Source organism: Arthrobacter sp. S2(2024) (assembly GCF_036662515.1).
In the GTDB taxonomy this organism is placed as follows: domain Bacteria; phylum Actinomycetota; class Actinomycetes; order Actinomycetales; family Micrococcaceae; genus Arthrobacter.
Genome location: NZ_JAYKZI010000002.1, coordinates 536,085 through 554,313 on the forward strand (window position 1 = coordinate 536,085; position 18,229 = coordinate 554,313).

Below are 18,229 nucleotides of genomic sequence, written 5' to 3' on the forward strand. Positions count from 1 at the left end.
TCCATTTCTGCCGCTGTCATCAAACAGCGTCTACCCAGGGGGATCCTTTGAAACGCAGGATCAAGTCTTCCAGGAACAGTGAACGCGGCGCGGTCGCCGTAGAATTCGCGCTCGTCGCGCCAATCCTAGTGTCCCTGATCATCGCCGTTGTCGAGTTTTCGAACGCCTACAACATCCAGGTTTCCGTCACTCAGGCATCCCGTGAAGCCGCGCGGACCATGGCAATCACCAACGACACAAGCAAGGCCACAGCGGCCGGCAAGGCCGGAGCACCATCGCTCGACACCTCCAAGCTGAGTTTCAGCTACTCGGGGGCCTGCGCAGCAGGCAGTCCTCCGCCCACCGTCACCGTGACCACTACGTACAGTGGCCAATCTCTCACCGGATTCTTCGGCTCCAGTCTCACCGTCACAGGCAAGGGAGCAATGCAATGCAACGGCTGACCCGATGTCAGGATCCGAAGGACAGAGAACGCGGAGCTGCGGGCGTCATGGTCGCTCTCATGATGCTCACGCTCATCGGGGTGGGCGCTGTCGCGGTCGATGTAGGTCAGATATACGCGGAACGGGCCCAGCTACAGAACGGGGCGGACTCCGGAGCCCTCGCCGTCGCGAACAGTTGCGCCAAGGGATCATGCGATACGTCATTGGCCGCCCCCCTCGCAAACTCCAATGCCAACGACGGCGCCAGCACCGTGAAGTCAGTGGATCTGAGCGTGCCAGGCAAGGTAACTGTCACAACATCCACCAAAGACGGCACCACCGGAGCCGGCTACCTAAGCAAAATGTTCGCCAGCGCCCTCAACACCGGCCCAGTGACGGTCGGTGCCCAAGCCACTGCGACGTGGGGCGGCCCTGGATCCGGCCCCGCCATCCTGCCTCTTGCCTTCGCTCCGTGCCAATTCGACATCAATGGCGCCACGCAGACGATTCTCACCCACGGATCAACCACCTGCGTAAGTGACAGCCCGTCCGGCCAGGTCATCCCTGGCGGATTCGAATGGCTAACGCCCGTGCCCGGCCAGTGCGCCGCGCAGGTTTATCCAGATGATCCGTCAACAAGCGGAGTAGTGGATCCCTACGCGCAGAGCAAGACGGGGTTGAGCATGCCAAAAGAGTGCAAGCCCCTCATCAGCAGTTATCTGAACACCGTGGTTGCCTTCCCCGTTTTCACAGAAGCTTCGGCGGGCGGCGCTGGAGGTAAGTACTACATCAAGGGATATGCCGCTTTCTATCTGACCGGGTACAACTTCCCCGGTATGACCGGCGGCGATCAAACAGGCCTCGGGGGAAGCAATAACGGTGTCCGCGGGTACTTTGTCAGCTGGATTGCCGATCCCTCTGTGTACCAGGGAGGGGGATACACCCAAGGCGGGGCCAATCTTCCGCCGCAACTCATCCAATAAACCGCGCTCTTGGACGAGCGCATCTGGGAAGGAAGAACAGTGAAAACACGCCTACTGGGAGGCATCGCTGCGCTTGTCGTAGCCATCATTGGAACAGTGATGCTCGTGTTATACGTCCAAGGCGCCGACAAGCGCGCTCTGGCAAATACGGAGACCGAAGACGTCTACGTCATTCAGAAAGAAATTCCCGCCGGAACCCCTACCGCCAAATTCGGGGATTCTGTCATCAAGAAGTCCGTGCCCAAGGCGGCAATTGCAGCGGACAGCGTCAACAACCTGGGAGATCTGGGTTCCAAGGTGTCGGCGATTGACTTCATGCCTGGCGAGCAATTGCTTGCAACCCGGATGGTCAACCCAAATAGCTTGGCAGGTCCAGGCCGGGTTGAGGTTCCTGCCGGACTTCAGGAGGTCACCATCAAGCTGCCAATCGAACGCGCTGTCGGTGGGACAGTGAAGGCCGGTGACACAGTCGGCGTAATGCTGTCTTTCAAGGCCGATGACAAATCCAGCTCCCCGGACCAGACAAACTTTACATTCCACAAAGTCCTGGTCACCGCAGTGCAGGACTCCAATGGAACGATTGCAGACAACTCAACTTCCACCTCCCAGACAAGCAGCGGTTCCTTGAACGCCAACAAGACCGCAGGCTCAGGGAGTGGCTACCTCGTCACGGTGGCACGCTCGGCCGTCGATGTGCAAAAGATCGTGTACGCCGTTGAGTTCGGCACGATCTACCTGAGCAAAGAGCCGTCGGATGCAGCTGCCGGTGCAACAGTAGTCATCGATCGGGGAAGTGTATTCAAATGAGCCGCTTCGTTCTCATCACTCCGGATCTTGATTTCGAACGCCGAGTCCGCTCGGCAACCGCCGGAATGAGCGGAAGCCTCCAATGGTTCCAGGCCGACTACTTGCCGGCAGGTCCACGCGAGATCCTGGACCAGCTCCTCGGCGAACCGCCTGAGGTGCTGATCTTGGGCCCGGGGCTGGAAATCAATGACTCTCTCAAACACGCTTCCTTGCTGGATCTCCAGTTTCCAGAGATCAGTGTGGTGCTGGCCGCAGAACAGAGCGAGTCATTAGTCCTGGCCGCGATGCGCTCCGGGGTGCGAGACCTGCTCTCCCCCGCAGCGGACTCGGACACCATCCGCGTGATGGTGGAGCGGGCAAGCCTTGCTGCCGCAGGTCGGCGAAGAGGTCTTGCCCCCAACGCCATAGAGACTCCCTCCCAGGTTTCGGGTGGGCGAATCGTCGCCGTCATGTCACCGAAGGGCGGGGTGGGCAAGACAACAGTTGCCACGAACCTGGCCGTCGGGCTTGGAGCCTTGGCGCCCATGGGTGTGGTGATCGTAGATTTGGACCTCCAGTTCGGCGATGTGGCGAGTGGATTGCTGTTGAACCCCGAGCACACCATCACGGACGCCGTACTAGGTCCAGCCAGCCAGGATTCCATGGTGCTCAAGACCTACTTGAGCGTCCATCCGGCCAGCATTTATGCTCTGTGCGCGCCGCGCAATCCTGTGGAAATGGATCGCATCACGGCCCAGCACGTCTCCAGGTTGTTGGAACAGTTGCGGCACGAATTCCAATATGTCGTCATCGACACCGCTCCTGGGCTCGGCGAGCATGTTCTCGCCGCTTTGGAGAGCGCCACTGATGCAGTATGGGTGTGCGGTATGGATATTCCGAGCATTCGCGGATTGCGGACGGGACTCAGTATTCTCGACGAACTGCAGTTACTCCCCCAGCACCGTCACGTCGTCCTGAACATGGCCGACCCTAAGAGTGGGCTAGTCCTCAAGGACGTCGAAGCGACCATTGGGGTTCCTGTGGATGTCGCCATTCCTCGATCACGGACCCTTCCTTTCTCCACGAACAAAGGCGTCCCGCTGCTGCAGGACGGAGCACGAGATGCCGCCACCAAGGGCCTACGCCTGTTGGTGAATCGGTTTAAGCCCAATTGGGACGAGCGAGAACACAAGCAGATGCACAGAAGGGCGGTTGTCCGGTGAACCTCTCACGCAGACTCGAAAGTCGTCGGTACGACGCCGGTTCCGGCGCAGCACAAGACGCTGCGACCGTTCCCCCGGAAATGGCTGCGCCAATAGCTGCGACCCTCGGCCGTATCCAAGAAGCAAAAGCCGCTGAGTCCTCGAACACCATGGCTCACGCCGATGAAAACACGACGTCGACGATCCTGGCCAGTGAAGCACTCGGTGACCTCAAAGAACGGGCAAGCAAGGCCCTGTTTGAACGCCTCGGCTCCAGGCTCTCCGATTCCTCCCTTGACGAGGCGGAACTGCATCAATATGTGCGGGACGAGCTGAAGGTTGTTGTCGACGAAGAACAGGTGCCCCTGACGTCAGCAGAACGGCAGCGCCTCACTGCGGAGATCATCGATGACGTCCTCGGTCATGGCGCCATCCAGCGCTTCCTGGACGATCCGGAAATTACGGAGGTCATGGTGAACCGATACGACAGCATTTACGTCGAGCGGTATGGCCGGCTGTACAAGACCGAGGCCAAATTCTCCTCTGACGAGGCCCTGCGGCGAATCATTGAGCGCATTGTGTCCAGGGTTGGGCGGCGAATTGATGAGTCGTCTCCACTCGTCGACGCACGGCTACCCGACGGCTCCCGCGTGAATGCCATCATCCCGCCGCTCGCCGTCAATGGGCCTTCGCTGACCATACGAAAGTTTGGCCGCGAAGCACTCACGGTGAACAAACTCATCGAATTTGGCAGTCTGTCGCCGGAAATGGCGGAACTGCTGAGAGCCTGTGTCCTGGCTCGGATGAATATCATCGTGTCCGGTGGTACGGGCACTGGGAAGACGACCCTGTTAAACGTCCTCTCGTCGTTCATTCCGGTTGAGGACCGGATCGTCACCATTGAGGACGCGGTCGAATTACAACTTCAACAAGAGCATGTGGTGCGCCTCGAGAGCAGGCCTGCCAACATAGAGGGACGAGGTGAGGTCACCATCCGAGATCTCGTGCGCAACTCCCTCCGTATGCGTCCTGACCGTATCGTTGTGGGCGAAGTTCGTGGAGGAGAGTCGCTTGACATGCTTCAAGCCATGAACACAGGCCACGACGGCTCCATCTCGACTGTTCACGCAAACTCCCCCCGGGACGCCGTCGCACGCCTCGAGACTCTAGTGCTTATGGCCGGAATGGACCTTCCGCTCAGGGCCATCCGCGAACAAGTGGCTTCCGCCGTGAACTTGATCGTGCACATTAGCCGCCTGCGCGATGGAACACGTCGAGTCACCCACATCACCGAGGTCCAGGGCATGGAAGGCGACATCGTGACTCTCCAAGACGCCTTCGTGTTCGACTACTCTGCAGGCGTCGATGCCAACGGCCGGTTCCTCGGCAAGCCGATTCCTACGGGAGTCCGTCCCCGCTTCACAGACCGCTTCGTAGAACTGGGGATTCCTATCTCCCCAGCTGTGTTCGGAGCGCCGATGGTTGGAGGCTTGCGATGAGTGACTCGGGAAGCCAACCCATTATGCTGGCGGCCGGGTTGGGCTTGGTGTACGTTGCTTTGCTTCTGCTCGTGCTGGTGGTGCTCAAGTCAAAGAGAACCCTCGATGCCGAAAGGCGCCGCCCCGATTCACCGATCCGCACTTCTGCACTGACCCTGATCACGGACGGCGCCAGAAATGCTATCCAAACACGCATTCACACGCAATCTGGCGGGTATCTTTCGCGAGAGAGGCTGGATGCTGCGGGTTTGAAGAAGCAACCAGCAGACTACATCTTGATTGCTGGAATCGTAGTGGTTTTTGCCGGCTCAATCGGTTTCCTGCTCGGCGGCCTGGTCTTCACAGTACTGATGTGCCTTCTCACTGTGGTTTCCCTGGTGGCGTTCCTGAGCGTCCTTACTGCCCGGCGCACAGCGAGATTTGATGAACAAGTACCGGATGCCATCCAAATGTTGAGCGGAGGGATGCGCGCAGGGCACAGTCTCTTGAGGGCAGTGGACGCTCTCGCCCAAGAGAGCGAAGCACCAATGGCCGAGGAGATGAGCAGGATCGTCAACGAAACCCGGATCGGCCGGGATCTGGGAGCTTCCCTGACCGACGTCGCAATGAGGACAAGGAGCGAGGACTTCGATTGGTTAGCACAAGCGATCGAGATCCACCGTGAAGTTGGCGGAGACTTGGCGGAAGTATTGGATCACGTTGGCGAAACCATTCGCGACCGCAACCAAATCCACCGCCAGGTCAGGGCCCTCAGTGCCGAAGGGCGGATGTCCGCGCTCGTGCTTCTGGCCCTCCCCGTGGTTATGTTCATCGCACTCCTATTCATTAACCCGAGCTATGCCCATACCTTCACGTCCACCGTGCCTGGATACCTCATGCTTGCTGCCGCAGCGGTCATGCTCAGCGTTGGCGCATGGTGGTTGAGCCGGCTCATCAAACCGAAGTACTAGGAGGGATCCACCATGCAATTCTTCGCTTATGCAGCAATGTTGGCCATCGTGGCCCCGGTGTCTTGGATGGTCTGGCTCGCTTTCACTGGCGACAGGGTAGGAATACGCAACATTCGGACGAATCTCGGTGGCCGCTCGGCTGCTGCACCACAAGCCAGCAACCTTGGCGATCGTTTGACGAACATTTCACGCCAGCTTGCGCCTGTGGGGTACGTCGCTTGGCTCGACAAGCAACTGGCAGGAGCTGGTCGTCCCAAGGACTGGCCATTAGGCCGGATCCTCATGGTTAAGCCATTACTCGCACTCGGTGGCGGCGTCTTGGGGGTGCTGTTGTTTCTGGGCGATCCATCGGCTGGAAGGCTTCTTCTCGGCATCGCAGTGATGGCAGTCGCGTATTTTGTTCCAGACATTCTCATTCGTTCCAACGCTCAGAAGCGCCGAGAGGCAATTCGCTTAGAACTGCCAAATTCGCTCGACCAAATGCTGATTTCCGTCCAAGCGGGGCTGGGTTTTGAAGCCGCCATGGCCCGTACTGCGGAGAACGGCAAGGGACCGCTGGCGGACGAGTTCATCAGGACCCTTCAGGACATTCAGGTGGGGCGCAGCCGTAAAGACGCCTATCTCGATATGTCCCAGCGCGTAGATGTTCCCGACGTTCGCAGTTTCATTAGGGCGGTTGTCCAGGCGGACGCCTACGGTATTGCCATTGCCAAAGTCCTCAAGGCACAGGCACAGGAAATGCGGACCAAGCGCCGTCAGCGGGCCGAAGAATATGCCATGAAGATTCCGGTGAAGATTCTCTTTCCTCTGATCTTCTGCATTTTTCCTACGCTCTTCATCATCCTGCTGGGTCCAGCCGTCATGAACATCATCGCTGCGTTCTCCTAGCGTCGCACTAACGAACAGACGGTGATCGATATGAAAAGACGGTTCAAGCAGCTAGTCAGCATCTTGGTTGGCGAGCAGGGTGCAACGGCCACAGAATACTCAATTCTGGTGGGCTTCATCGCCATGGTCATCATCGCCGGAGTAGGACTGTTCGGAACGGCCCTGAACGCCTACTTCAGCACACTGGCCACGGGAGTGAAGACCGCTCTGGGCCTGCCCTAAGAACGGCTCCCATGACCAGCGCATCTGGGGCGCTATTGACCGACCACCCGCGAACCCAGAACCGTGGGCGGTCATCGCAGGCCCCCTCCACGGTACCCAGAACCGGGAGGGGGCCGTCCAACGTCCAAGCCCCGGTCAACGGCCGGCCGTCCGGGGTGGACGCCCCCCAAGCTACTCCCGCCGTGCCCGCGTCAGCTCGGCCCGTGCAAACAGTTCGTCGTCAGAGGGATAGGCCACTTCCTCAAGCACCAAGGGGTGCGGCGCGGCAAGCACGGACTTGGCGTCCCTGACCCCCGCAAGCAAACGCTCGTGCAGCCACTCCGGACTTTCCAGGCCCTCCCCCACACGCAATGCGGATCCCACCAGCGCACGCACCATGTTGTGGCAAAACGCGTCGGCCTGGACATTGGCGAGCAGTACGCCGTCGTTGCCGCGGACGAACTCTAGCCGCTGCAGTTCGCGGATAGTGGTGGCTCCCTCACGGGGCTTGCAGTAGGCGCGGAAATCCTGGAGCCCGAGCAGCGTCGCGGCCCCCGCGTTCATCGCGGCCTCGTCCAACTCCGCCTTGTGCCAGAGGGTGAGCCTGCGCAAGACAGGATCCCAGCGTTCCGGCCCATCGGCGATCCGGTAGCTGTAGCGACGCCACAACGCTGAGAAGCGGGCGTCAAAACCGTCCGGCGCCAATCCGACGTCGTGCACTTCAATGGCGCCGGTTTCATCCTGAAGGACCCGGCTCAAGGCGCCGCGAAGCCTCCGCAACAACGCGGCAGCGGGGTCGATCTCGTGTCCCCTCGGCAGCCCGTCCCACTCGGCCTCGGACAGGTCAATGTGCGCCACTTGTCCCCGGGCGTGGACACCGGCGTCGGTCCGCCCCGCCACGGTGACCCGCACAGGGCGCCGCACGATCAGCGCCAACCCCTCCTCCAGCGATCCCTGCACGGTCCGGAGACCGGGCTGGAGCGCCCACCCGTTGAAAGGGCCGCCGTCGTACGAAAGATCCATCCGGACACGCAAAAACCCGCCGCCCCCCAAAACGGGGGCAGCGGGTTTTCGTTCGTTCATAGACTTAAGTCTACTGTGAAGAATTCAGTGAATTACTTCTTTTCCTCAGCGGCCGGAGCCTCTTCGGTTTCAGCAGCTTCAGCTTCAGGAGCCTCGGCTTCGGTCTCTGCGGCTTCGGTCTCAACGACCTCTTCCTCAGCAACCGGAGCGGTCTCTTCGGCGGCCGGAGCAGCCTTCTCAGCGTCCTTCTTGGCAGCGGCAGTTGCCTCGGCAACTACAGCCTGCTTCGGGGAAACCGGCTCAAGAACCAGCTCGATGACAGCCATGGGAGCGTTGTCGCCCTTGCGGTTGCCGATCTTGGTGATACGGGTGTAGCCACCATCGCGGTTGGCAACGGCGCCGGCGATGTCGGTGAACAGCTCGTGGACGATGCCCTTGTCGCTGATCAGGCCGAGTACGCGACGGCGGGAGGACAGGTCGCCGCGCTTGGCGAAGGTCACGAGGCGCTCTGCGTACGGCTTCAGGCGCTTGGCCTTGGTGACCGTAGTGGTGATGCGCTTGTGCTCGAACAGCGATGCTGCCAGGTTCGCGAGCATCAGGCGCTCGTGAGCCGGACCGCCTCCGAGGCGCGGACCCTTAGTGGGGGTAGGCATAGTAATTTCTCCTGTAATGAAGGCCGTCCGGGTCCGAACGTGGACTCGGTGGCCAAGATCTGCTTGTTAGAGCTCGTCGTCGCTGAAAGCGGCGTCGTCCTCTTCGATGGCTGCGGCGCGGGCTGCAAGATCGAAACCGGGAGGGGAATCCTTGAGGGACAGACCCAGTTCAACCAGCTTTGCCTTGACCTCATCGATGGACTTCGCACCGAAGTTACGAATGTCCATCAGGTCAGCCTCGGAGCGGGCAACGAGTTCACCCACGGTGTGGATGCCCTCACGCTTGAGGCAGTTGTAGGAACGGACGGTGAGGTCCAGATCCTCGATCGGCAGTGCCATGTCGGCTGCCAGGGCAGCGTCCGTCGGCGACGGGCCAATCTCGATACCTTCAGCTGCGGTGTTCAGCTCACGTGCAAGACCGAACAGTTCCACCAGGGTGGTGCCTGCCGAAGCAACGGCGTCGCGCGGGGCGATAGCCTGCTTGGTCTCGACGTCGACAATCAGCTTGTCGAAGTCAGTGCGCTGCTCAACACGGGTAGCTTCCACGCGGAAGGTAACCTTCAAGACCGGCGAGTAGATCGAGTCGACCGGAATACGGCCGATCTCGGAGTCGCCGGACTTGTTCTGAGCTGCCGAAACGTAGCCGCGGCCGCGTTCGATGGTCAGTTCGAGTTCGAACTTGCCCTTCGAGTTCAGCGTGGCAATGTGCAGATCCGGGTTGTGGAATTCGACGCCGGCCGGCGGAGCGATGTCCGCGGCCGTGACGACTCCGGGGCCCTGCTTGCGCAGGTATGCAACAACCGGCTCATCGTGCTCGGAGGACACGGAGAGGTTCTTGATGTTCAGGATGATCTCAGTGACATCTTCCTTGACACCCGGAACCGTGGTGAACTCGTGCAGCACGCCATCGATCCGGATGCTGGTTACAGCAGCACCGGGGATGGAGGAGAGCAGGGTACGGCGGAGGGAGTTTCCGAGGGTGTAACCGAAGCCCGGTTCCAGCGGTTCAATGATGAAACGCGAGCGGTTCTCGGAGACTACTTCTTCAGACAGAGTGGGGCGCTGTGCAATAAGCACTTAGGTTTCCTTTCGGCGAGCATCCGCTATATGACGCAACACAGGTGGTGGAAATCGGCTTGGTTCCGGCTTTGCCGGCCGGGCGCCACGGAACAGTCAGGCTGTTCCGTGGCGGACCCGGCCGGCAAGGCCAAGAATCCAATTAGACGCGGCGGCGCTTCGGCGGGCGGCAACCGTTGTGGGCGCTGGGGGTGACGTCCTGGATGGAGCCAACCTCGAGGCCAGCGGCCTGCAGCGAACGGATTGCGGTCTCGCGTCCGGATCCCGGTCCCTTGACGAACACGTCAACCTTGCGCAGACCGTGCTCCTGGGCGCGCTTTGCAGCAGCCTCGGCAGCCATCTGGGCGGCGAACGGGGTGGACTTGCGGGAGCCCTTGAATCCAACCTCACCGGCGGAAGCCCAGGAGATTACAGCACCGTTCGGGTCCGTGATGGACACGATGGTGTTGTTAAAGGTGCTCTTGATGTGCGCCTGGCCAAGCGCGATATTCTTCTTGTCCTTCTTACGCGGCTTGCGAACCGCGCCACGAGTCTTCGGGGGCATTATTTCTCCTACAGAAAGTTATCGGGGGAAAGTCGGCGCTATTTCTAGCGGCCGGCTTTCTTCTTGCCGGCGACGGTGCGCTTCGGGCCCTTGCGGGTACGAGCGTTGGTCTTCGTACGCTGACCGCGTACGGGCAGGCCCTTGCGGTGACGCAGGCCTTCGTAGCTGCCGATTTCAACCTTGCGGCGGATATCTGCTGCTACTTCGCGGCGAAGGTCACCCTCAACCTTGTAGTTGCCTTCAATGTAGTCACGCAGCTGAACCAGTTCGGCGTCAGTCAGGTCCTTGACGCGAACGTCAGCGCTGATGCCGGTGGCAGCCAGGGTTTCGTGTGCACGGGTCTTGCCCACGCCGTAGATGTAAGTAAGCGCAATTTCCAACCGCTTTTCGCGGGGAATGTCTACGCCAGCGAGACGAGCCATAGTGGCAGTACTCCTTGAATAAACCGGAGGTCGTAGGCAGTACACCCGCACTTTCAGTGCGGCCCCAGCCTCCGACCGGGGGTTAGCTGTCCGGGCTCCATACGTCCCAATTCAGCTTGTGCTGCCTTTATTTACTTGCGTGGGTTAGCAACCCAGGTTTGCCCTCGCGGGCGCTAGTTCCCTTGCGGGGAATTAGCCCTGGCGCTGCTTGTGGCGCGGGTTCTCGCAGATCACCATGACCCGGCCATTACGGCGGATCACTTTGCACTTGTCGCAGATCTGCTTAACGCTCGGCTTGACCTTCATGGCGTTCCTTTGCGTGTTGCAGTTGGTCGGCTGGAGCGGCAACTACCCGGGTTTCCCAAGGCTGCCGCCCAGCAATTACTTGTAGCGGTAGACGATGCGACCACGTGTGAGGTCGTAAGGGCTTAGCTCCACCACTACGCGGTCCTCAGGGAGAATCCTGATGTAGTGCTGTCGCATCTTCCCCGAGATATGTGCAAGAACGATGTGCTTGTTGGTGAGCTCAACGCGAAACATCGCATTGGGCAGCGCCTCAGTCACAACGCCCTCGATCTCAATGACCCCGTCCTTCTTGGCCATATCCTCCGCTAACTGTTGTTTGCCGCAGCCCTCCGGTTAGGCACCGGAAAATCTGCGGACGTTTTTTGTTTGTTTGACCGTCCGGCCCCTGCCACTCCACGAAGCAGGACTCGCGACCTGTTAAATGGGCGTGGCTGTGCAGACAACCAACAGACAACTCTACGCCAAGACGGCGCGAAAGTTAAATCCGCCCATGCTAGCGCAGACACCGGCACGGTGTCACGCTTCCCCTGGCCGCGGAACCCCCTTGGATCCCGCTAAACCGCGCCGTAGGCAGGGTAGGTGCCTGCCGCCGTCGTGATGGATTCCGCAGCCGCGACACCGTTGAGGACAGCCAGGCGGACGGCGTCGGCCGCCGCGCTTTGCAGGGTGATGAGCGAGACTTGCCGCGCTTGTTCCGAACTGCGGTCAAGCACGACGGCGCCGGTCGCCAGCGCGAACACGGTGTCGCCGTCGGCGAGGGTATGGGAAGGACTCAACGCCCGGGCGAGGCCGGCGTGTGCGGCACTTGCGGTGCGCTTGCATTCTGCCGGGTCGAGGACGGCGTTGGTGGCGACGACGACGAGCGTGGTGTTCAGTGCCGGGGGCCCCGGTTCGGAGGTGCCGGCTTCCGCCTGCGGGGACGATATGCCGAAAGGCAGCCCGAGCGCGTTGACCACTGCGAGCGCACCCACCACCACGCCGCTGTCCAGGGTGATGGACGAGGTGCCCACTCCCCCCTTGAACGCGCCGCGGCCGATCACGGCACCGGTGCCGGCACCGACGTTTCCGCGCCCGACGTCGGCGTGCTCGCTTGAAGCCGCAGCCGCGCCTGCCGCTTCGTATCCCATGGCTTCGTCGGGGCGGGCGGCGAAGTCACCGCCGCGACCCAGGTCGAAGATCGCGGCGGCCGGAACGATCGGTACCACTCCCCCCGGCACTGCGAAACCGCGTCTTTGTTCTTCGCACCATCGCTGGGCGCCGTGCGCCGTGACCAAACCGAAGGCGCTACCGCCGGTGAGCACGACCGCGTCGACCGTGGGCACCAGGGTGGTGGGATCGAGGGCGTCCGTCTCGTGCGTGCCCGGCCCGCCGCCGCGCACATCCACGGAACCCACAGTCCCGGGCGGAGGAAGGACAACGGTCACCCCGCTGAGCCAGCCGTCGCCGATCCGCTGGACATGTCCCACCCGGATTCCCGGCACATCAGTGATCTTGGAAGTCATGGGCCTATTCTGCTCCTCCCCGCCCAACTGACTGGCAGTTAATGTCATTCTGAAGCGTCTAAACGACAACAACTGCGAGCTACTTGGGGGACAGCGCAGTCGTGCCTACACCGCGGCTCCGATCCGGGACAGTGCGTCCCTCAGGGATTTCGCCGAGACGTCGATGAAGTGCGCACCGTCGTAAGTTGCCGCGCGCAAGTCGCTGATCCGCGGCGCCTCGCCCCTTTCCGTCCGTTCCGCGTACTCGGCAGCCATGCCCCGGATGCTGGCCACCTCGTCCTGATCAAGGTCAGGGTGCATGGCAATCCATTCAGGATCGTCGAGGCCGATCGGCAAATGCAGGGTGGGACCTGCGTTCTCGATCGAGAGCGGCAGGTCCGGGTTCTCGGCGTGCAGGATGCCGAGCACCGCGTCCCAATCGATCGAGCCCTGGCCGATCGGCGCGAAGACCCTGCCAAAGACGCCGTCCTGTTCACCGAGGACAAAATCCCGCAAGTGCGTGGCCCGGGTGTACGGTGCAACGCGACGCGCAGCAGCCACAGGGTCTTCCCCTCGCACCACCACGTTGGCGGTGTCGAAGGTGACCCCGAGGACGTCCGGCCCCACGGCTTCCACCAGGCGGACGATTTCATAGCTCGTGATCTCTTCGTGTGTCTCGATGTTCATGTGCACGCCGTGGTCCCGGGCCACCGGGGCAAGGAGCCGCAGGAACTTCTCGATCGCCACGAGCTGGTCGGCCCACGGCGCGTCGGTCCGGAAGCGGTCGAAAACGTAGTAGCCCGGCATGCCGCGCTGGTAGTTGGCACACGCCACCCACAAGTCCGTCACGCCGGCGGCTTCATGCGCGGCCTCGATCATCTTGATCATGCCGCGCGTGTAGTCGCCATCGCCGAGCCTGCGGACGTTCGGAGCTTCAGCCGTCGCGTACGGGTTGACCTTCGCGAGGCCCATTTGGAGGTAGAGGTTGAGTGAATCCGCGCAGTCCCGGACCTCTGCCAGCAAGCCGCGGTCCAGGGTTGGGGAGACGTCCATGACGCTGCGGAAATACACCCCTTCCATCCCCATGCCGTGCGCCCGCTCGAGAATACGGATCGCCGAGTCGTCCGCTTCGTGGGGGATTTTGCTTCCATCGACACCAATTCGCATTTCGCGTCCTTAGCTAGTTCTTCGTGTTGTCTTGTCCGCCGCGGTGCTCTCCGGAGCCCCGGCGGTATCCAGGGAGGTCGCCCCTACCGTCCCCAGTTGTAGAAAGTGGTTGACGAGGCGTAGTCGAAGGCCTTCACCGAGTGGGCCAGCACCGCCGTGAATTGCGCACGGTAGAGGATGATGGTGGGCGAACTGGCCCGCCACGCGTCCACCAGCGCGTTGATGTACGGCTGCTGCAACTGCAGATCCGGGGCGTTGTCCAGCTTCTTCATGAGGTCCGGCGTCCCTGGGATGCAGATGTGCTGGTTGTTGAAGCTGCTGCCACAGGTCATCTTCTTGCGGAGTTCGTAGGCAGCCACCGCGCCGGCGCTCTCGAACAGCAGCGCAGACTGGTATTTCCCCGTGTTGAACTTCGTGGCGAAGGCCGTGGGCGTCTGCGAATCGATGTTGACCGTGACGCCTATGTCCTCCCACGATGCTTTCAGGATCGTCGCAAGCGTGGAGACCCCAGGCGATGTCGGGTTGATCATGAGGTCGATCTGGGGGTTCACCAGCCCGGACTCCTTGACCAAGGCCCGTGCCCTGTCCTTGTCGAGGGGGCGGGCGGCCGAGCGTTGCGGGTCGAATCCTGGTGTTCCTGGAACGAAGGGGCCATAGTAGCTGTCCGCGTAGCCGTAAGCCACGCTGGCCTTGATCTGCTCATAGGGCACCGCGTACGTCAGCGCTTCGCGCAATTTCGGATTCGAGGTCACGCCGGATGAGTTGTCGAAGGACACCGTGACGGGGGCAAAAGCGGGGGCGGCGGTGACCGTGCAGCAGTCGTTCTGGCTTAGTTCGTGAACCACGTATGGCGGCAGCCCCAGGGTCACATCCGCCTCGCCCCGGCGTGCCTGCAGCATCAACGTGGGGATCGAGGTGATGAAGTTGACGCGGACCACCGGTTCCTTGGCGGCTTGGCCGTAATAGTTGGGATTGCGCTTGAGCACCGCGTAGTTGTTGGCCACGTACTCGTCCAGGACATAGGGCCCGCTGCTGCTCGCGGTGTGCGCGGCCAACCATTGATTGGGCACTCCCTTCTTGTCCTCGCCGTGGTCCTTGATGACTTTCGGGTCATAGATCGATCCGCGGCTCTGCGCCAACGTCACCAGGATTGCGGGGTAGGCACGTGAAAGTTCGAGCCGGACAGTCTGGGCGTCCACTACGACGACGCGGCTGATCAGGGGCGGGTCCGTCAGGCCGATTTGCAGGCCGAGGGATCCGCAGCCACCGATGGTGAGGTTCCGCATGATCGAGTACCGGACGGCCTCGGCATCCAAAGGGTTGCCGTTGGCGAACTTGGCTCCCGATTGCAAGGAGAAGGTGTAAGCCTTCCCGTCGGGGGAAACCGTCCAGGACGTGGCCAAGTCCCCTTTGACGCGGGCAGGGTCCGTGTTGGCCACGAGCGTTCCGTCGGGCTGTTGATCCTCGTCGAGCTTGACGAGCCGGGCGTAAAAGTTGCTGGCGAAGCTGTTCTCATTGCCGGCGCACACGAATGCAGGATCAATGTTGGTCAGCGTCGTGGCCCAGTTCACGGTGAAGGGCCGGCTGCTCGGGGCGGACGAAGCGGCCGGACTGGCACAGCCCGCCAGGGCGAGCAGGCCCGCGGCGGCGAGGAACGCCGTCGTCCTCTTCGTCAGGGTACGCAGGGAGGGCAAGGTCCTCATTTCACTTTCCTTCCACGGCTACGGCCGTACCGGCCGCCGCAAGGGCCTTGGCCCGACGGCGAGCGCCCGGGACCGCGTCCAGCAGCGCACGGGTATAGGGGTGGGTGGTGTTGTCGAAAACGTCCTCTGAGGTTCCGGCTTCCACGATCTGTCCCGAGTTCATGACGGCGATGTGATGGCTCATGAGCCGCGCCACCGCCAAGTCATGGACGATGAACAAGTAGGTCAACCCCAGCTCGTCCTGGAGATCGCTCAGGAGGTTGAGGACCTGGGCCTGGATCGAGACGTCCAGCGCGCTCACCGGTTCGTCGAGGACTACGAGGTCCGGATTGAGGACCAGCGCCCGGGCAATCGCAATCCGCTGGCGTTGACCGCCGGAAAACGCGAACGGATAGCGCTGTGCCTGCTTGAGGGTGATCCCGACGCGGTCAAGCACTTCCTCGACCCGGCGCGAGCGTTCCGACGGGTCCGAGACCCCGTGGATGACCAGCGGCTCTGCCACGAGGTCGGCAACCGTGAAGCGCGGGTCGAGTGATCCGTTGGGATCCTGGAACACCATCTGGATGCGTTTGCGCATCCGCCGCATCTCCGGCTTCGACAAGGAGGTGAGGTCCACGCCGTCGAACTCGATGAGTCCGCTATCCACCGCGGTCAGGCCCATGACGCACGCAGCCGTGGTGGACTTGCCGCTGCCCGATTCCCCCACGAGCCCCAGTGTTTCTCCGCGTCGTAGTTCGAAGGAGACATCCCGCAGGATCTGGGTCCTGTTCCTGGAACCGACACCCCTGCCGTAGGACTTGTTGAGGTTCGCCACCCGCAAGAGCGGGGCTGTGGCTGCGTTGCTCATGCTGCATCTCCTGGGGTATCGCTCGCGAAGTGGCAGCGGACGACGGCGCCGCCCGCCAAGGTGCGCGACTCGGGTCGTTCCGTTGCGCACCGTAGTTCGTCCCGGCCGATCGGGCATCGGGACACAAACGGGCATCCGGGCTCATCGACCGAAAGGTCCGGGGGCGAGCCGGGGATGGCCGGCAACGCGCCGCGCTTGGCCGTAGCGGGGTCGATGACGCAGTCCAGCAACGCTTTCGAGTACGGGTGGGCCGGCGTGCCGAAAAGTGACCGGGTGCTGCTGGATTCGACGAACCGTCCCGCGTACATGACGTTGACGCTGTCGCAGAGTTCTTCCACGATCCCCAGGTTGTGGGTGATCATCACCAGCGCGTTGCCGCGTTCGTCGCAGATTTTGGCCAGGAGGTCGAGGACTTGCGCCTGCGTGGTGACGTCCAAGGCCGTCGTCGGTTCGTCGGCGATGACCACGGCGGGATCGTTGGCGATGGCCATGGCGATGAGCACGCGCTGCCTCATCCCCCCGGAGTACTGGTGGGGGTAGTCTGCGATCCTCCGTTCCGGATCGTTGACGCCCACCTCGGCAAGGAGTTCGCAGGCCATCCGCCGGGCCACCTTGACTGACACGTCCTGGTGCACCCGGATGGTCTCCACGAACTGGGTTCCAATGGTCTTGAGGGGATCCAGGGCAGCCATCGGGTCCTGGAATACCAGGCCGATGTCCCGCCCCCGGATCTTGGAGATCCCGGCGTCGTCAAGGCCCACGAGCTCTGTCCCGTGGAGCTTGACGCTGCCGCCCACAATGCGGCCCGGTGGCGGAACGAGCCCCACGAGGGACATGGCGAGGGCGGATTTCCCGGAACCCGATTCGCCGACGATCGCCAATCGCTGCCGTTTGTAGAGGTCGAAGGACACGTCCCGCACCGCGTGGACGGTTCCCGAGGAAGTGTCGAAATTGGTTGTTAGTCCTTTGACGCTCAGGACGGGCGCCTGGCCCGGGATCCCGTCGCTGGCAATGCTTCGGGAAGGAAAGGGAAGTGCGTTGGTGTGCGACATTAGCGGGCTCCTACTCGGGTGCGGGGATCTGCCGCGGTCATGACGAGGTCCGAGACGAGGCTGACTACCACGTAGAGGATGGCGGCCAAAAGGAGTACCGCCTGGACCACGGCAAAGTCCTTCTGGATGATGGCGTCGGCGGTCATGGAACCTATGCCCGGCCATCCGAAAACTTTCTCGACCAGCAGGCTTCCAGCCAGGAGATCGGCGAACAACAGCGAAGCAGCCGGTAACAGTGCCAACAGCCCGTGCGGGGCCACGTGGCGCGAGTAGACCGGGAACCTGCGGAGGCCATGGCTCTGGGCGACTGTGACGAAGGTTTCCCGCAGCGTGCCGCGAAGCTGGTTCCGGTACAGCCGGCTGAGGAAGGCGAACGGACCCAAGGCGATAATCGTTGCGGGCAGGATCAGGTGCCAGCTCGCATTGGCGAAAGTCCCCCACTGTCCCGCAAGCAGGGCGTCCACCGTAAACATGCCGGTGACGTTCGGCGGACGGAGCATCCCGGGTGACAGCCGGCCTTCAGGACCCGGGAATATCCCGAGCTGGATCGAGAGAACCAGCAAGGCAAGGAGGGCGATCCAGAAGGGTGGCGATCCCATGGCCAGGGAGGATGCGATGCGAAGAAACCGGTCCGGCCAGCGGCGTCGTGAGTAGACTGCGATGCTCGCGGCGAGGACCGCCGCCACAATGGCAATGACTACTGACAGCAGCCCCAGTTCGATCGTCGCCGGCAGCCGTTGGGCAAGGAGGCTACCGACGCTGTTGCCGGTGCTGTAAGAGAAGCCGAAGTCACCGCGGAGGAGCGAGCCCATGTAGTTCCCGTACTGGACGAAGAGGTTGTCATCGAGTCCCATGGACTTCCGCAGCGCCGCGATGGCGTCGTCGGTGGCCGCATCGCCGGCAATGGCCCGGGCCGGGTCACCGGGAACCTTGCGGAGGAGGATGAAGGCGAAGATCGAAGCCCCGAAGACCGTGGCCAGTGCTATGCCGAGCCGTTTGAAAATGGTGCTAATCATCGAAAAA

General features: G+C 61.9%; 21 protein-coding genes. 8 read left to right on the top strand and 13 right to left on the bottom strand.

The features are described 5' to 3' along the window. Positions 1–47 precede the first annotated feature (47 nt). From VLA65_RS06120 to VLA65_RS06155, 8 genes are all read left to right on the top strand, one after another. Entirely contained in the window at positions 48–443 is a 396-nt protein-coding gene (locus tag VLA65_RS06120; protein WP_332602032.1) for a TadE/TadG family type IV pilus assembly protein, read from the top strand. Next, on the top strand, positions 431–1,405 hold the full coding sequence (locus VLA65_RS06125) for a TadE/TadG family type IV pilus assembly protein (protein WP_332602033.1): 975 nt from the start codon (positions 431–433) through the stop codon (positions 1,403–1,405). The genes VLA65_RS06120 and VLA65_RS06125 overlap by 13 nt, the downstream gene beginning before the upstream one ends. Before the next feature lie 39 nt (positions 1,406–1,444). Further along, complete coding sequence (gene cpaB, locus VLA65_RS06130; RefSeq protein WP_332602034.1) at positions 1,445–2,212, top strand: Flp pilus assembly protein CpaB; 768 nt, start codon at positions 1,445–1,447, stop codon at positions 2,210–2,212. Beyond that, positions 2,209–3,414, top strand: coding sequence for an AAA family ATPase (locus VLA65_RS06135; RefSeq protein WP_332602035.1), 1,206 nt, complete (start codon positions 2,209–2,211; stop codon positions 3,412–3,414). The genes cpaB and VLA65_RS06135 overlap by 4 nt, the downstream gene beginning before the upstream one ends. 149 nt (positions 3,415–3,563) lie before the next feature. After that, positions 3,564–4,892, top strand: coding sequence for a CpaF family protein (locus VLA65_RS06140; protein WP_332602066.1), 1,329 nt, complete (start codon positions 3,564–3,566; stop codon positions 4,890–4,892). Further along, positions 4,889–5,842 (top strand): type II secretion system F family protein, encoded by a 954-nt coding sequence (locus tag VLA65_RS06145; RefSeq protein WP_332602036.1) that lies wholly within the window; start codon positions 4,889–4,891, stop codon positions 5,840–5,842. Before VLA65_RS06140 ends, VLA65_RS06145 begins: the two co-directional genes overlap by 4 nt. A gap of 12 nt (positions 5,843–5,854) precedes the next feature. Then, a complete protein-coding gene (locus VLA65_RS06150; protein WP_332602037.1) occupies positions 5,855–6,730 on the top strand; it encodes a type II secretion system F family protein in 876 nt (291 codons plus the stop codon). 30 nt (positions 6,731–6,760) lie between these two features. After that, the gene (locus tag VLA65_RS06155) at positions 6,761–6,952 is read left to right on the top strand and encodes a Flp family type IVb pilin (RefSeq protein ID WP_307052504.1); all 192 of its coding nucleotides are present in this window, start codon (positions 6,761–6,763) and stop codon (positions 6,950–6,952) included. A gap of 171 nt (positions 6,953–7,123) precedes the next feature. Here the strand turns inward: VLA65_RS06155 and VLA65_RS06160 are convergent, their stop codons facing one another. The 13 genes from VLA65_RS06160 to VLA65_RS06220 form a co-directional block, all read right to left on the bottom strand. Then, positions 7,124–8,014 (bottom strand): tRNA pseudouridine synthase A, encoded by an 891-nt coding sequence (locus VLA65_RS06160; RefSeq protein WP_332602038.1) that lies wholly within the window; start codon positions 8,012–8,014, stop codon positions 7,124–7,126. 32 nt (positions 8,015–8,046) lie between these two features. After that, the gene (rplQ, locus tag VLA65_RS06165) at positions 8,047–8,607 is read right to left on the bottom strand and encodes a 50S ribosomal protein L17 (protein ID WP_284991839.1); all 561 of its coding nucleotides are present in this window, start codon (positions 8,605–8,607) and stop codon (positions 8,047–8,049) included. Positions 8,608–8,673: 66 nt separating this feature from the next. Further along, the gene (locus VLA65_RS06170; protein ID WP_011692778.1) at positions 8,674–9,684 is read right to left on the bottom strand and encodes a DNA-directed RNA polymerase subunit alpha; all 1,011 of its coding nucleotides are present in this window, start codon (positions 9,682–9,684) and stop codon (positions 8,674–8,676) included. Between the two features lie 142 nt (positions 9,685–9,826). Beyond that, entirely contained in the window at positions 9,827–10,228 is a 402-nt protein-coding gene (gene rpsK, locus VLA65_RS06175) for a 30S ribosomal protein S11 (protein ID WP_028265083.1), read from the bottom strand. 44 nt (positions 10,229–10,272) lie between these two features. Further along, on the bottom strand, positions 10,273–10,650 hold the full coding sequence (gene rpsM, locus VLA65_RS06180) for a 30S ribosomal protein S13 (RefSeq protein ID WP_011775569.1): 378 nt from the start codon (positions 10,648–10,650) through the stop codon (positions 10,273–10,275). Positions 10,651–10,842: 192 nt separating this feature from the next. Beyond that, the gene (rpmJ, locus tag VLA65_RS06185) at positions 10,843–10,956 is read right to left on the bottom strand and encodes a 50S ribosomal protein L36 (protein ID WP_011775570.1); all 114 of its coding nucleotides are present in this window, start codon (positions 10,954–10,956) and stop codon (positions 10,843–10,845) included. A 75-nt stretch (positions 10,957–11,031) separates the two neighbouring features. Then, the gene (gene infA, locus VLA65_RS06190) at positions 11,032–11,253 is read right to left on the bottom strand and encodes a translation initiation factor IF-1 (protein ID WP_009358723.1); all 222 of its coding nucleotides are present in this window, start codon (positions 11,251–11,253) and stop codon (positions 11,032–11,034) included. A gap of 257 nt (positions 11,254–11,510) precedes the next feature. Then, positions 11,511–12,458 carry a P1 family peptidase gene (locus tag VLA65_RS06195; protein ID WP_332602039.1) on the bottom strand — a complete coding sequence of 316 codons (948 nt, stop codon included), beginning with the start codon at positions 12,456–12,458 and terminating at the stop codon, positions 11,511–11,513. Between the two features lie 105 nt (positions 12,459–12,563). Then, entirely contained in the window at positions 12,564–13,604 is a 1,041-nt protein-coding gene (locus VLA65_RS06200; protein WP_332602040.1) for a sugar phosphate isomerase/epimerase family protein, read from the bottom strand. 83 nt (positions 13,605–13,687) lie between these two features. Next, entirely contained in the window at positions 13,688–15,307 is a 1,620-nt protein-coding gene (locus VLA65_RS06205; RefSeq protein ID WP_332602041.1) for an ABC transporter substrate-binding protein, read from the bottom strand. 1 nt (position 15,308) lies between these two features. Then, the gene (locus tag VLA65_RS06210; RefSeq protein ID WP_332602042.1) at positions 15,309–16,154 is read right to left on the bottom strand and encodes an ATP-binding cassette domain-containing protein; all 846 of its coding nucleotides are present in this window, start codon (positions 16,152–16,154) and stop codon (positions 15,309–15,311) included. Further along, on the bottom strand, positions 16,151–17,206 hold the full coding sequence (locus VLA65_RS06215; RefSeq protein ID WP_332602043.1) for an ABC transporter ATP-binding protein: 1,056 nt from the start codon (positions 17,204–17,206) through the stop codon (positions 16,151–16,153). Before VLA65_RS06215 ends, VLA65_RS06210 begins: the two co-directional genes overlap by 4 nt. Beyond that, positions 17,206–18,222, bottom strand: coding sequence for an ABC transporter permease (locus VLA65_RS06220; protein ID WP_307052499.1), 1,017 nt, complete (start codon positions 18,220–18,222; stop codon positions 17,206–17,208). The genes VLA65_RS06215 and VLA65_RS06220 overlap by 1 nt, the downstream gene beginning before the upstream one ends. Between the last annotated feature and the right edge of the window lie 7 nt (positions 18,223–18,229).